At 53.0% G+C, this 14,733-nt stretch carries 14 protein-coding genes; 4 read left to right on the top strand and 10 right to left on the bottom strand.

Translation table 11 applies throughout. The annotated features are described in order from the left end of the window. Positions 1-10: 10 nt before the first annotated feature. On the top strand, positions 11-994 hold the full coding sequence (locus AC6I8N_RS01760; RefSeq protein ID WP_497829916.1) for a quinone oxidoreductase: 984 nt from the start codon (positions 11-13) through the stop codon (positions 992-994). Between the two features lie 190 nt (positions 995-1,184). Here the strand turns inward: AC6I8N_RS01760 and pspG are convergent, their stop codons facing one another. From pspG to AC6I8N_RS01745, 3 genes are all read right to left on the bottom strand, one after another. Further along, positions 1,185-1,451 (bottom strand): envelope stress response protein PspG, encoded by a 267-nt coding sequence (gene pspG, locus AC6I8N_RS01755; RefSeq protein WP_021184086.1) that lies wholly within the window; start codon positions 1,449-1,451, stop codon positions 1,185-1,187. Between the two features lie 246 nt (positions 1,452-1,697). Further along, positions 1,698-2,693, bottom strand: a complete 996-nt coding sequence (gene dusA, locus AC6I8N_RS01750; RefSeq protein ID WP_497829915.1) for a tRNA dihydrouridine(20/20a) synthase DusA — start codon at positions 2,691-2,693, stop codon at positions 1,698-1,700. Positions 2,694-2,791: 98 nt separating this feature from the next. Further along, the gene (locus AC6I8N_RS01745) at positions 2,792-4,042 is read right to left on the bottom strand and encodes a conjugal transfer protein TraF (RefSeq protein ID WP_208724609.1); all 1,251 of its coding nucleotides are present in this window, start codon (positions 4,040-4,042) and stop codon (positions 2,792-2,794) included. Between the two features lie 449 nt (positions 4,043-4,491). Here AC6I8N_RS01745 and zur point away from each other — a divergent pair, with 449 nt between their 5' ends. Beyond that, positions 4,492-5,013: a zinc uptake transcriptional repressor Zur gene (gene zur, locus AC6I8N_RS01740; protein WP_021184082.1), complete on the top strand. Its 522-nt coding sequence runs from the start codon at positions 4,492-4,494 to the stop codon at positions 5,011-5,013. Between the two features lie 69 nt (positions 5,014-5,082). On the opposite strand, the gene AC6I8N_RS01735 is transcribed toward zur, so the two are convergent. The 4 genes from AC6I8N_RS01735 to AC6I8N_RS01720 all read right to left on the bottom strand — a co-directional run bounded on the left by AC6I8N_RS01735 (position 5,083) and on the right by AC6I8N_RS01720 (position 7,963). Next, positions 5,083-5,295, bottom strand: a complete 213-nt coding sequence (locus tag AC6I8N_RS01735) for a CsbD family protein (protein ID WP_021184081.1) — start codon at positions 5,293-5,295, stop codon at positions 5,083-5,085. Positions 5,296-5,458: 163 nt separating this feature from the next. Continuing rightward, the gene (dinF, locus tag AC6I8N_RS01730) at positions 5,459-6,784 is read right to left on the bottom strand and encodes an MATE family efflux transporter DinF (RefSeq protein WP_208724608.1); all 1,326 of its coding nucleotides are present in this window, start codon (positions 6,782-6,784) and stop codon (positions 5,459-5,461) included. Positions 6,785-6,874: 90 nt separating this feature from the next. Then, entirely contained in the window at positions 6,875-7,489 is a 615-nt protein-coding gene (gene lexA / locus AC6I8N_RS01725) for a transcriptional repressor LexA (RefSeq protein ID WP_021184079.1), read from the bottom strand. 105 nt (positions 7,490-7,594) lie between these two features. Further along, entirely contained in the window at positions 7,595-7,963 is a 369-nt protein-coding gene (locus AC6I8N_RS01720) for a diacylglycerol kinase (RefSeq protein WP_208724607.1), read from the bottom strand. A 125-nt stretch (positions 7,964-8,088) separates the two neighbouring features. Here AC6I8N_RS01720 and plsB point away from each other — a divergent pair, with 125 nt between their 5' ends. Further along, positions 8,089-10,512, top strand: coding sequence for a glycerol-3-phosphate 1-O-acyltransferase PlsB (gene plsB / locus AC6I8N_RS01715; protein WP_208724606.1), 2,424 nt, complete (start codon positions 8,089-8,091; stop codon positions 10,510-10,512). Positions 10,513-10,586: 74 nt separating this feature from the next. On the opposite strand, the gene ubiA is transcribed toward plsB, so the two are convergent. Further along, the gene (ubiA, locus tag AC6I8N_RS01710; RefSeq protein WP_208724605.1) at positions 10,587-11,471 is read right to left on the bottom strand and encodes a 4-hydroxybenzoate octaprenyltransferase; all 885 of its coding nucleotides are present in this window, start codon (positions 11,469-11,471) and stop codon (positions 10,587-10,589) included. An 11-nt stretch (positions 11,472-11,482) separates the two neighbouring features. Beyond that, the gene (gene ubiC, locus AC6I8N_RS01705; RefSeq protein ID WP_021184075.1) at positions 11,483-11,995 is read right to left on the bottom strand and encodes a chorismate lyase; all 513 of its coding nucleotides are present in this window, start codon (positions 11,993-11,995) and stop codon (positions 11,483-11,485) included. 148 nt (positions 11,996-12,143) lie between these two features. Between ubiC and AC6I8N_RS01700 the strand changes: the two genes are divergently transcribed. Further along, entirely contained in the window at positions 12,144-14,180 is a 2,037-nt protein-coding gene (locus AC6I8N_RS01700) for a prolyl oligopeptidase family serine peptidase (protein ID WP_497829914.1), read from the top strand. An 89-nt stretch (positions 14,181-14,269) separates the two neighbouring features. On the opposite strand, the gene psiE is transcribed toward AC6I8N_RS01700, so the two are convergent. Next, positions 14,270-14,680 (bottom strand): phosphate-starvation-inducible protein PsiE, encoded by a 411-nt coding sequence (psiE, locus tag AC6I8N_RS01695; RefSeq protein ID WP_013507480.1) that lies wholly within the window; start codon positions 14,678-14,680, stop codon positions 14,270-14,272. Between the last annotated feature and the right edge of the window lie 53 nt (positions 14,681-14,733).

The following is a 14,733-nucleotide window of genomic DNA, read 5'->3' as shown; positions in this document are numbered from 1 at the left end:
AGGAGTCAGAATGGCAAAGCGTATTCAGTTCAACGAACATGGCGGCCCTGAAGTACTGCAATGGGTGGATTTTGAGCTCAATGACCCCGTTGAACATGAAGTCCAGGTGGAAAATCGGGCAATCGGTATTAACTATATCGATACCTATGTACGTAGCGGATTGTATCCGGTGGCAGCGAAACCTTCTGGTCTGGGTACGGAAGCGGCAGGCGTAGTGAAAAAAGTTGGTTCTGCCGTTACACGCTTTAAAGTGGGCGATCGCGTGGTGTATTGCCAGTCGGCGCTCGGTGCGTACAGCGAGTTGCACAATGTGCATGAAGATCGTCTGGTGATTCTGCCTGAACGCATCAGCTTCGAGCAGGGAGCCGCCTCGTTCCTGAAGGGCCTGACCGTACAATATCTGTTGCGTCAGACTTATAAGGTCAAAGCGGATGAGACATTCCTGTTCCATGCCGCAGCGGGCGGTGTCGGTCTGATTGCCTGCCAGTGGGCGAAAGCGCTGGGCGCGCACCTGATTGGTACCGTAGGCTCCGCTGAAAAAGCGCAAATCGCCAAAGAGGCGGGCGCATGGGCCACCATTAACTATCGCGACGAGAATATTGCGCAACGGGTGAGTGAACTGACCAACGGCAAAAAAGTGGCTGTGGTGTATGACTCAGTAGGTAAAGATACCTGGGAATCGTCACTGGATAGTCTGCGTCGCCACGGTCTGATGGTGAGTTTTGGTAATGCATCCGGTCCGGTCACCGGTGTCGATTTGGGCATTCTGAACAAGAAGGGGTCGCTGTTTGTCACCCGTCCTTCATTGTTTGGTTATATCACCAACCGCGAAGAACTCGACCACGCCAGTGCTGAGCTGTTTTCACTGATTGCCAGCCATGCGATTAAAATCAATGTGCCGGAACAGCAGAAATTCGCGTTACGCGATGCGGCTCAGGCGCATAAGGTGCTGGAAAGCCGCGCAACGCAAGGTTCAAGCCTGCTGATTCCCTGACACCATAAAGCAAACGGGGCTTCCCGTAGGAAGCCCCTTTTTCTTTTTTATAGTTCGCGCTGGTGTAGGGACAGCGGCGATGAATTTGTTTCGACTCAACGGCAAACATCCTGACAGAAAACATAAGTAAAAAATATGTTTAATTGCAGATTTGGACTAAGCATTGCCAACTCTGTGATCGCCTCCGCATTTAACGCCAGCCGTTTCTCTCTAACTTACTGATTTTTCTTTTCAGTCGATTCAGCTTCACTTCACCCTGCGGCGTGGTAAAAGCGCGATACACCCAGACAGCCACCACCGCCAACACCAGCCACGGCAACAATTTAATAACAAGTGCAAACAACCCGCCGAGGAACATCAGCACCGTTGCAACAATCAGCGCGGCAATCACGCCCAGCAGCGACACACCGGTCAGCAACAGCATGAGAAAAAAGCCGATAACAAATAATATTTCCACGAAGGTTCTCCTGTGTAGGTTACAGGAAGTGCATTACAAGATACGTGCCAACACTGAATTCTTGCTAATTAATTGAAATCAATAGAAATGATAAGCGAGATAGGTTTGGAGAATAGTGAAATTCACCAAATAGTGGTGTGAATAAAACCATTGAACCCTTCCCGTAGCGACGCGATTTATCGCGCAATTTCGTGCGCGTTGCAGGAAAAATCCACGCGATTAATCGCGCCGCTACGGAGAAAAAAATCAGGCTTCCTGGGGAATTTTATCCGCCACCAGCACCAGCGCCGCTTCCAGCACGCGAACATCAGCGCCCGGTTTGTGGGCATTCTCGCTAAGATAACGTCGCCACTGGCGTGCGCCCGGAATGCCCTGGAACAGGCCCAACATATGGCGCGTGACGTGACCAAGGTAAGTCCCTTTCGCCAGTTCCGCCTCGATATACGGATACATGCTACGTACCACGGCCACGGGATCTACGGCTGGCGTATCACGACCAAACAACTCACGGTCAACCTGCGTCAGAATGCCCGGATTCTGATAGGCTTCACGCCCCATCATCACGCCATCCATATGTTGCAGGTGGATTTTCGCCTCTTCCAGCGTTTTGATCCCCCCATTGATCGCCATAGTCAGATGGGGGAAATCACGTTTCAGTTGATAGACGCGCGGATAATCAAGCGGGGGGATCTCGCGGTTCTCTTTTGGGCTAAGACCCGACAACCAGGCTTTACGGGCGTGGATGATAAACGTGTCACAGCCACCCTGCTGTGCGACAGTGCCAACGAAATCGCACAAGAAGGCGTAGCTATCCTGATCGTCAATACCGATACGGGTTTTCACCGTCACCGGAATGCTTACCACGTCACGCATCGCTTTAATGCAATCCGCCACCAGCGCCGCTTCTCCCATCAGACAGGCACCAAAACGGCCATTCTGCACGCGATCGGACGGGCAGCCGACATTAAGGTTGATCTCATCATAACCACGCGCTTCCGCCAGTTGCGCGCACTGCGCCAGGGCTGCTGGATCGCTGCCACCCAGTTGCAGCGCAACCGGATGTTCATCCTCGCTAAAAGCCAGATAATCACCCTTGCCATGAATGATCGCGCCGGTTGTCACCATTTCGGTGTAAAGCAGCGTGTCACCACTCAGCTGACGGTGAAAATAACGACAGTGACGATCGGTCCAGTCGAGCATCGGGGCAATAGAAAAACGTTGCGAAGAGAAGGTATCGGTCATGAAACGCAGTAAATCCGGGGTTAAGTGATGAGATTCTGCGCAATGATATCACAGGATTGACGGGCGACACAGCCGCCCGTCAGGATGAAGCAGAGACATCAGAAATTAAAGCCGAGCTGCAACATCGCACCCCAGGTATTGTCGTCGCCAACCGAACCGGCCAAATCAAGGTGCACGGTATTGTTAAACGGTGACACACCAAAACCGGCGGTGAACACGTTGGCGTCATTTGACTTCATATCCGCACGATAACCAGCCCGCAATTGCAGCCAGTCCAGTACACGATATTCCCCACCGACTCCAACGTATTGACTGCTGTCTTCCGATTTAAAACGCTTGGTTTGTGTCAAATCGACATCGCCAGTCAGTGTGAAGGCACCATAGTTCCAGGCCAGACCGGTGGTGACCAGTGGACGGATTTGGTACGTATCACGGTAGCCATTCACTTCTTTGGTATCGATATCGCGTGAAATCAGGTTCTGGCCGGTCAGGCCGAACGTCCAGTTATCGGCAAAGTCCGTTGCGATACCTGCATCAACGTTAAAACCGGTATCTGAGCTGCGGTAGCGGCTGTTGTTGATATCACTTTTGTCGTAGTTGTACACGCTGGCGGTGTAGTTATACAGCCAGGTTTTTTGCAGTTTCGGCGTAATCCCTACAGAGACAGGATGTCCGGCAACGCTGAACTGATGCGCCATAGCAATACCGTAATCTGTCACTAATGCCGCCAGACCGTTGGCGCTGGAGGTCAACTTATCCTCATCACCCGGCACTGGAATGACAGTGCCATCCGCAACCCCTTGCAGATAATCAATATCGCTTTGTGACACGTTCGCACGGATGTGTGCAGTACCGTAGGCTTTGGTGACAAACGCGAAGGGCAGCGTTTCATTGGGCACCGTAACAGCCAGCGCAACGCCTGCTGAGCCGTCTGCTTTGTTGCCACGCAGATCGCGCAACTGGTTTGCCATATCACCCGCCGCGGCTTTAAGTTCTGGATAGCCGTTGAGGTAGTCCTGGAAGGTTAAGTTATCAATCACATTCTGATAACGGTCGACGGTGTCCGTGATGTCATCAACACGATTAATCAGTTTGTCTTTATCAGTAACCTGTATCCCGGCTGACGGGAAAATAATACTCACGTCATCATCAGGTTTTGCTTTGGTCATCAAAGCCGGGTTTGCCAGTACCGCAGAACTCCAGGTGGAAGAAGCGACCCCTGTCCCCCCCATTGCATCGTTACGAGCGTCGTACCAGGTACCTGCGGCCAGGGCCGAAGAGGAAAGAAATACTGCATTCAAAACAACAATATAACCAACACTTTTGCGTCTGAATAATGTCTTCACCATTTGCCTGCCATCACCTTTAAAAGTCGTGACCACGTCATCGACGAAACAATTTACCAGCCCCTTATTGTGAACCTGGGCTAACGATTTATTGCTGTGAAATGAAAGGAAATAGCACTGCTATTCGCAGAATTGACTGCTGAAGCGTCAATCTGTCGTGTATTTATGCAAAAAAATAAACGGCATTTAAATTAAGACCAGATATTACTTAAGACCTTTTGAACCTTAGTCGCTAAGTCGGTGAGTTGCAAAGCAAAAAATGATAAGCCTCTGTAATGAGGTCAGAGCAAGCAGAATCAATGGTGACAGGGTGAGAAGAGTCTGCGAAAAATTGCGCGGCTAACCTGATGAAAAAATGAAATTTTATTGAGAGAGTTAAGAAGAAAAAGCAATCACAGCAGCGTAAAAATTTGTGTGATAAAATAACATCACTCGCAACCAGGAGAACGCTTATGTCAAATCTGTCGCCCGACCAACTGCTTACTCAGGCAGAGACACTCTGTCTGCAACGCGGTGTACGTCTGACCTCACAACGCGCCGAGGTGCTGCGCCTGATGGCAGAACAGAATGGATCGATCAGCGCCTATGATTTGCTGGATCAGTTGCGTGTCAGTGAGCCCCAGGCAAAACCCCCCACTATTTACCGTGCACTGGACTTCCTGCTGGAGCAGGGTTTTATCCATCGTGTGGAGTCCAATAACAGCTACGTGGTTTGCCATCATTTCGATGAACCGGCACATACCTCAGTCATGCTGGTGTGCGATCGTTGTGCCGCAGTCAGTGAAAAGCACGCGCATGGCGTGGAAAAGATCATTGCAGGCCTGGCCGAACAGGCCGGTTTTTCCTTGCGACACAGCGTCATAGAAGCACACGGTCTGTGTGAAAATTGTGTTGAAGTAGAAGCCTGTACGCATCACGAAAGCTGTGAGCACGATCATCAGGTGGAAAGTAAGAAGCGGGGTAAAAAAGGATAGATGGCACATCCCTGTGCCAGCCCGATCATCACGATCGGAGGGCAGGAGCATCGTCCTTAAACGGGTCCGTTACCAGCGATAATCCTTGTTGTGACTTTCCCAGTCTTTAACTTCTCGCTCGGCCTGATCTTTTGCATAGCCGTAGCGTTCCTGAATTTTCCCGACAAGCTGATCGCGTTTCCCTTCAATGACCGTCATATCGTCATCCGTCAGCTTGCCCCATTTTTCTTTCACTTTCCCTTTGAATTGTTTCCAGTTTCCGCTCACTTCGTCTTTGTTCATAACCTTTCTCCATGTTATGTCGAGTGATAGTGGTGGAATACCCAACGCCAGCGGGTAAAACCAACATAAAGCGCCACTCATTCGCGCCGACAAGGATAATTATAGTAGACATTGCGGAATGGTTAGCACACTTACGGATTATTCTGTATTCAAAGCATCATAGTTAACTGTTTGCGAACCAGCTGTCATGACGCCAGTGACGACGCCAGACGAACCAGAGCGTTATTCCACGCACGGCCAGAAACACCGTCACCGCCAGCCACAATCCATGATTACCTAACCAGGGAAGCGTCAGTAATGACAGGCCATAACCGAGCGCCGCCAGCGCCATGCTGTTACGCATTTCCCGGCCGCGCGTTGCCCCGATAAACATGCCATCCAACAGGTAGCACCACACGCCCACTAACGGCATCACTACCTGCCATAGCAGATAGCGATCGGCCGCATCGCGTAATGCTTCCAGTGAAGTCAGCAGGGCCACGATATGGGTGCCAAATAACGCATAAATCGCCGCAAACAGCAGCGCGACCAACCCCGCCTGACGGCAGGCAGCATGCCAGATCAGCAATAGCCGGCTGCGATCTTTGGCACCGACGGCTTCACCAGAACACGCTTCAACCGCATAAGCAAAGCCATCCTGTGCATACGCGGTGAAAGTCAGAAACATCAACAGCACCGCATTGACCGCTACCACATCCGGGCCAATACGTGCACCGAGTATCGTCAGGGAAGCAAAGCAGATTTGTAGCAGGAAGGAGCGCAACATAATGTCGCGATTGAGGCGAAACAGACGAGCAGCATCACCGCGCCAACTCTCCCGCAGCATCGCCAAATCAATTCCGCGCAGCTTCAATACACGCGCCACCATCCATAATCCGACGGCAAGGGTCGTATATTCAGCCAGTGCCGTTGCTGCTGCGGCACCTGCTACGCCCCAATGCAGCCCCAACACAAACGCCAGATCCAACAGGATATTGACCAAATTCCCCACCACCAGTAGCACCACTGGCGCACGCGCATATTGCACCCCCAACAACCAACCGAGGATGACCAGGTTTGCCAGCGTGGCGGGAGCGCTCAGCCAGCGAATCTGAATGAACAATTGCGCCTGCTGTTGGACCTCCTGGCTGCCACCCATCAGCACCGCTGCCAGATTACTGACTGGCGTGCGCAGCAAAATAAACAGCACACCGGCCACCAGGGCAATGAGTAAAGGCTGGGTAAGCGCCCGAGCCAGTGCCTTTTTGTTGCCAGCACCAAATGCCTGAGCAGTCAGCCCGGTGGTGCTCATACGTAAAAACAGCAGCAACATAAAGATGAAACTGGTCGCCGTGGTGCCAACCGCCACACCGCCGAGATAAATGGGACTATCGAGATGACCAATGACGGCGGTATCAACCACGCCAAGTAGCGGAACAGTGATATTGGAGAGAATCATAGGCAGCGCCAGCCGCCAGAGTGCTTTGTCAGAGGAGGAAAACAGCTGCATCAGCCCGTCCCGGTTTGCTGCACTACCGTCTTGTCAGAGAATAAAACCACGGCAGCACAGAAGGCTGCCGTAGCAGGGGGAATCAAGGTATCAGAGCCACTCGCCGTTACGCACAATGCCTACCGCCAGCCCTTCGACCGTCAGGGATTGTTCGCGGGTATCAACAACAATCGGCTGGAAGTCGCTGTTTTCCGGCAGCAGTTGCACAATTGCGCCCTGCTTTTTCCAGCGCTTCACCGTGACTTCATCATCGATACGTGCGACGACAACCTGGCCGTTACGCACTTCCTGTGTTTTGTGTACCGCCAGCAGATCACCATCCATAATGCCGATATCTTTCATCGACATGCCGCTGACACGTAGCAGGAAATCAGCGCTGGGTTTGAACAGGTTAGCATCGACCTGGTAGTGCGCTTCAATGTGCTCCTGCGCCAGCAAAGGTTCACCCGCAGCGACACGGCCAACCAATGGCAGCCCCTCACTGGCTTCTTCTTCCATCAATAAACGAATGCCGCGCGAAGCGCCGGAAACGATCTCAATAACGCCTTTACGCGCTAATGCTTTCAGGTGTTCTTCTGCCGCATTAGGTGAGCGGAAGCCCAGCTGCGAAGCAATTTCCGCACGCGTTGGCGGCATGCCCGTCTGGTTAATATGGTCGCGAATCAGATCATAGACCTGTTGCTGCCTGCTGGTTAACGCTTTCATCCCGCCCCCTGGTTGTTTATACAGTCGCTGTGAGTATATACAGGTATTGGTGAAATGGAAACCAAAACTGAGGGAAAAATCAGCGAGTTGATGAATCCGGAATCCTTATCGCAAATGTGACCAAAGCAGCGCGATCCAGACAAACAGCGCCAGTAAAATAGCCAGCAACACGGCGGCCGATCCCATGTCTTTCGCGCGTCCAGCCAGCGGATGGCGTTCCTGACCAATGCGGTCGACAACGGCTTCAATGGCGCTATTCAGGATCTCAACAATGACCACCAGCACTACGGAACCAATCATGAGTACGCGGGAAATAGCATCAACATCCAGCCAGCACGCCACTATAATTGCCACTAATGCGGCAATAGCTTCCTGGCGAAACGCTGCTTCATGTGTCCAGGCAGCGCGCAATCCCTGCCAGGAATAACCGGCTGCTTTCACTATCCTGAGAAAACCGGTGACGTTATTTGCCATGTCGTTGAACCCTTTACTCGTTTTGACGTCAATGTCTGGGCAGCCGGAGTGGTGCAGCCACAGATTTTCGCGGCGCATTCTGGTATGCTTGCCGCGCTTTGCTAACAAGAGGCTTGAAGTTGTCTATGTCAGGTTGGCGTAAACTTTATTATAAATTATTGAATTTACCACTCTCCATTTTGGTAAAGAGTAAGGCCATTCCCGCCGATCCCGTGTCCGAGCATGGACTGGATCCGACGCGGCCTATCCTGTATGTACTGCCTTATGATTCCAAGGCCGATCTCCTCACACTGCGTTCGCAGTGTCTGAAACACGATCTGCCGGATCCGCTCGCACCGCTGGAAATTGACGGCTCATTGCTGCCGCGACATGTGTTTATCCACGATGGACCGCGTGTTTTCCCGTATTTCGTGCCGAATCTGGAGTCCGTAAAGCTGTTCCATGACTACCTTGATCTGCACCGCAGCAACCCGGAGCTGGATGTACAGATGCTGCCAGTATCGGTGATGTTTGGACGTGCACCAGGACGTGAAGTTCAGGGAGAATCCACCCCTCACCTGCGTATTCTGAACGGTGTGCAGAAATTCTTCGCCATTCTCTGGCATGGTCGCGATAGCTTTGTGCGCTTTTCGCCGACCGTTTCACTGCGCCAGATGGCGACCGAACACGGTACGGATAAGTCGATAGCCCAGAAGCTGGCACGCGTGGCGCGGATCCACTTCGCCCGCCAGCGTCTGGCTGCGATTGGCCCGCGCTTGCCCGCCCGCCAGGATCTGTTTAATAAGCTGCTGCAATCGAAAGCGATTGAAAAAGCGGTGGAAGACGAGGCGCGCAGCAAAAAGATTTCCCACGAGAAAGCACAGCAAAACGCCGTCGAATTGATGGAAGAGATTGCTGCCGACTTCTCGTATGAAGCTATCCGCGTCACCGATCGCGTGATGGGCTGGATGTGGAGTCGTCTCTATCAGGGGATCAACGTGAATGGTGGCGAGCGAGTGCGCCAGTTGGCACAGGATGGACATGAGATTGTTTATGTCCCCTGCCATCGTAGCCACATGGATTACTTGCTGCTTTCCTACGTTCTCTACCATCAGGGACTGGTGCCGCCGCACATCGCCGCAGGTATCAATCTGAATTTCTGGCCCGCCGGGCCGATTTTCCGTCGCCTTGGCGCGTTCTTTATTCGCCGCACCTTCAAGGGCAACAAGCTTTACTCTACGGTCTTCCGTGAATATCTGGGCGAGTTGTTTAATCGCGGTTATTCGGTTGAGTACTTTGTGGAAGGCGGGCGCTCACGTACTGGCCGCTTGCTGGAACCAAAAACCGGCACGCTGTCGATGACATTGCAGGCATTGCTACGCGGCGGTAGCCGTCCCATCACCTTCGTGCCGATTTATATTGGCTACGAACATGTGATGGAAGTCGGCACCTATGCCAAAGAACTGCGTGGTGCAGCGAAAGAAAAAGAAGGCTTTATGCAGATGGTGCGCGGCCTGCGTAAGCTGCGCAATCTTGGCCAGGGTTATGTGAACTTCGGTGAACCCCTGCCGTTGGTGAACTATCTGAACAAACATGTGCCGGAATGGCGCGAGGCGATTGATCCGATCGAGCCGCAGCGTCAGGCGTGGATGAACCCCGCAGTGAATGACATCGCCAACCGCCTGATGGTGCGGATTAACGATGCGGGTGCCGCCAATGCCATGAACCTGTGCGTCACCGCGTTACTGGCTTCTCGTCAGCGTTCGCTGACCCGCGAACAGCTCATTGAGCAACTGGAGTGTTACACCCAATTGCTGCGCAATGTGCCCTACTCACCGGAAGCCACGGTGCCGAATCTCAGCGCTGAAGCCCTGCTGGATCACGCGATGGGCATGAATAAGTTCGAGACTGAGCAAGATAATATCGGTGACATCATCATCCTGCCGCGTGAGCAGGCAGTGTTGATGACCTACTATCGCAACAACATTCAACACATGCTGGTGATGCCGTCGCTGATTGCCGCGATTGTGCAGCAGCATCGTGAAATCAGTGAAGCTGAATTGTTGCGTCAGGTCGCGCTGGTCTATCCGATGCTGAAGAGTGAACTGTTCCTGCGCTGGAGCAACAATGAGTTGCCTGAGCTGATTCAGTCGCTGTGCAACGAGATGGCGCGTCAGGGTCTGATCACGCAACAAAACGGTCAGGTACAAATGACCACCGCGCGCTATCGCACGCTACAACTACTGGCGGCGGGTATCCGTGAAACGCTCCAGCGTTTTGCCATCACCTTCTCGATTCTCAGTGCGAAACCCACCATCAACCGTGGCACGCTGGAAAAAGAGAGCCGTACGCTGGCACAGCGTTTGTCGGTGCTGCACGGCATCAATGCCCCTGAGTTCTTTGATAAAGCGGTGTTCACCGCGCTGGTGCTGACCCTGCGCGATGAAGGCTATATCAGCGACAGTGGCGATGCCGAGCCAGGGCAGACACAAGCCATGTGGCAAATGCTGGCCGAATTGGTGACCAGCGATGTGCGTCTGACCATCGAGAGTGCAGTCGCTCACGATTAAGGTGCTAATTAAAAAGCCGTCATCCACTGGATGACGGCTTTTTTACTTCAACAATCGCACGAAAAATCGCGCTGCTACAGCAAATCGATAAACGGCTGAGTATTCAACAGAATACCGATAAACAGCACCAGACCAACGTAGTTGTTATTCAGGAATGCCTGGAAGCAGGGTTCGCGCTCGCGTTGAGCTATCAACTTCTGCTGATGGACAAACAAGCCTGCCGCTAACAGCAGCGACCAGTAAAACGCGCCATTCAGATTCAGCAGCATCCCCACCAGCACCATCAGACCCAGCGTTGCCAGCTGCAACAAGCCGATGATCAACTTGTCATAGCGACCAAACAGAATGGCCGTCGATTTCACGCCTATCTTTAAATCATCGTCCCGATCCACCATAGCGTATTGTGTATCGTACGCGACCGTCCAGCACAGGTTGGCGATAAATACCAGCCAGCAGACTAAAGGTAAGGACTCACTAACTGCCGCCCAGCCCATGGGAATGGCCCAGCCAAAAGCAGCGCCCAGCACCACCTGTGGCAGATGGGTATAACGCTTCATGAAGGGATAAACCCAGGCCAGCGCCAGCCCCACCACTGACAACATAATCGTCATGCGATTCATGGTAAGCACCAGCAAAAACGCCAGCAGAGCTAAGCCCACAAACAGCAGCTTCGCTTCTTTTTCCGTCACCAGCCCACTCGCCAACGGGCGTGCCGCGGTACGTTTCACATGTCCATCGACTTTACGGTCAGCGTAGTCATTAATGACGCAACCCGCAGCACGCATCACAACGACACCCAACACAAACACCAGCAGCACCGGGAGTGGGGGAATCGCCATGCCGGATAACCACAGCGCCCATAGCGTTGGCCACAGCAGCAGCAGCGTGCCAATCGGTTTATCAATGCGCATCAGGCGGCTGTAGGCCTGTAATTTATTTATTCCCAGGGTCTTTTGCACAATCCTTATCCTTAATCCAGCGCGCGGTAAAGCGGCGACGCCGGTAAAAACAGTTCAGTTAACAACAGCGGTTTGCCGGAGAGGCGTAAACGGGAACGCCGTCCCCACAGCGCACCGACTTGACCCGGATCGATAAAATCTCGCGTCAGGGTAGAGTCGGCAAACAGATAGCGCCCGAGTGGGCGTGTACCAAGCTGCTGTAGCATCTGCTCAGGGCCATTAAGCGTGCTTTCCGGCACCAGGGTGCGGCCAGCCAGCCAGGGGACACCATCGCCGCATAACAAAATTTCTCGCAGCCAGAAGCGCTGATCGGCGGGTAGCAAATCCCCTTCCTCTTGCAATTCACCGGCATCAATAAAGGCTTCACGTACCAGTTGCACCGTGACTTGCTGGCAATGCTGCTCAAAGCGTCGTGTCATCGAGTCTTCTTCCATTAGCCAGTCGAGCAAGGGTGCGGTTAGCAGCGGGGAAGAAGCAGGCAGCCAGTGTAGCGCGCGCAATTGCGCCAGCGCATCCTGAGACATAAAAACTCTCCACAGAAAAAAGTGCGCCCAGTGTAACGCACCACCGCCGCAGCGCGAATAACGAAGCGTTACCGGAAATGCGTTGTAAGTTAATTCAATGCAAAACCGCTATGCTTGCTTCAGTTCACCAGGCTACTAAGGAGATGTCATGACACCAGAACAACATCAGGATCTGTTAAACGCACTGGAGCACCCCCTCAACGACCAGTCACTCAGTTGGGTCGCCACACAAAACAGCCTTACCACTGCCCAATTCGCTCAGGGCAGCCGTTTCCAACAAACACAGCAGGCGATGCTGCGCTGGCTGAATGACAAGTCCAACATTCCCTGGGTTACCCACTATCGCGAGAACCTGTATAACTTCTGGCAGGATGAGAAACATCCGCGCGGTATCTGGCGGCGTACTAACGCCGTCTCGTATCAGAGCACCGAACCCGAGTGGGAAACCGTGCTGGATTTGGATCAACTCAACCAGCAGGAAAACAGCCACTGGAGTTTTCATGGCGCCCAGCCACTCTACCCCGACTACGCGCGTGCGCTGATTTACCTCTCCAGCGGCGGCGATGCCTGTGAGATACGCGAGTTTGATCTGGTCAGTAAGACCTTTATCAACGACGGCTTTTTTCTCCCTGTCAGCAAAAGCCGGGTGAGTTGGGTGGATGAAAACACCCTTCTACTCAGCCTGGATGCGGGGGGCGAAACCCTGACCTCTTCCGGCTATCCACGCTGTGTCCGGCGCTGGCAGCGCGGCACGTCACCTGAATCCGCCCCGATGATTTACGCAGGTGAGGTCAACGATCTCTCGGTGTCTGCCTGGCGTATTCATACTCCGGGTTATGAGAAAGAGTTAGTGTATCGCGGGATCGATTTTTACCGTCATCAGACCTGGTTATTGAGAGATCAGGGCCAGCTGGAACACATTGCCATCCCGGACGATGCCACTGCCGGTTTTTTCAAAGAGTGGCTGATGGTTACCCTGACCAGCCGCTGGCAGATAGCGGATGAGGTCTACCCGGCAGGCGCGTTACTGGCGATTAACCTGGACGATTTTCAACAGGGAAAACGCCACTTCACTACCCTGTTTACGCCAGATGCGCACACCACATTGAATAGCTACTCTGCCACGCGTGATTATCTGTTGATCGATAAGATCCGCGACGTGGTGGAAACCGTCAGCGTACTAACGTGGGCAGAAGGAGAGTGGCAGACGGTTGAGGAGATCAGCCTCAATGATGCCACCAATGTGTTTGCGCATGCGCTGGATAATGAGAGCAACCGCTACGCACTGATCAGCCACGGTTTTTTACAGCCGCGACGTCTGAGCTACGGTGACTTTGATCGACAAACGCGCGTAGAGGTGAAGCAGGATCCGGCCAGCTTCGACGCCACAGACTTTGCAGTGACGCAACATTTTGCGCTATCGCTGGATGGCACCCCTATTCCCTATTTCCAGGTTAGCGCCAAAAATCTGACGTTGAACGGCGATCATCCGACGTTACTTAATGGCTACGGCGGCTTTGAAATCTCGCTGACGCCCTCCTATCTGGGCGCGCCAGGGGCGACATGGTTGCAAAAAGGCGGCGTTTACGTTGTGGCAAATATTCGCGGCGGAGGTGAGTATGGCCCGCAGTGGCACCAGGCCGCGTTAAAAGAGCATCGTCACCGGGCTTATGAGGATTTTGCTGCTGTCGCCGCTGACCTTGTCGCGCGCAATGTCACCTGCCCGGCACGTCTTGCCGCACGCGGCGGCAGCAATGGCGGATTGCTGATTGGCAATATGTTGACGGACTACCCCGCATACTTCGGCGCGTTGGTCTGCGAAGTTCCGCTGCTGGATATGGCGAACTATCATCGCTGGCTGGCAGGTGCATCCTGGATTGCGGAATATGGCGATCCGGACAAACCGGAAGAGTGGCAATGGCTGAAAAACTATTCCCCCTTTGACAAGGTTCAGGCCGATAAAACCTATCCTCCCACCCTATTTACCACTGGAACCCGGGATGATCGCGTGAGTCCGGCGCATGCTCGTAAAATGGTGGCGCGGATGCAGCAACAAGGACATCAGCAGGTCTGGTTATATGAAGAAACCGAGGCCGGACACGGTAACGCGCCAGAGAAAGGACAGATTGCATTCAAGATAGCGTTAGTGGAGGAGTTTTTGTGGCAAATGTTAATGGGTAACTAATGGATGCGTAGCGGCGCGATTTATCGCGCAATTTCGTGCGCGCTGAAGGAAAAGCCCGCGCGATAAATCGCGCCGCTACGGACGTGAAATTACTCGCGTTTCAACCGGTTACTGTTCGCCAGCCACAGCGTCACCACCAGAATCAAAATGGCGGCGGAGTAGCACAGCGTATCGAACGGGTTTTTATGGTCGACGATAATCAACCGAATGATCGCAGTGATGCCGATATAGACGAAATAGCGCAATGGGAAGTGATAACCAGACTGGAAATACTTCACAATCAACGCGATAAATTCGAAATAGAGAAAGTAGATCACAATCCCTTCGATCAGCAGAAATGACGACGCCTGTTCGCCGGTGCTAAACAGCACGTTGGCCAGATGAATGGTTTCCTTACCCAGGAATACCACCAGAATGATCGCCAGGATCACCAATCCCAGGTTCAACACCCATTGCAGAGCCGTGGCAATCAGTTGCCCCGCCGCTGATTTTTCAGTCATTTTTGCGCCTTAATAAAACAAGTTATCTCTGGCGCTATCATGCGGCAGTGTGA

The organism is Pantoea sp. X-Soil-TKNS-1279, assembly GCF_059730565.1.
This window is presented reverse-complemented; position numbering and strand designations above follow the sequence as displayed.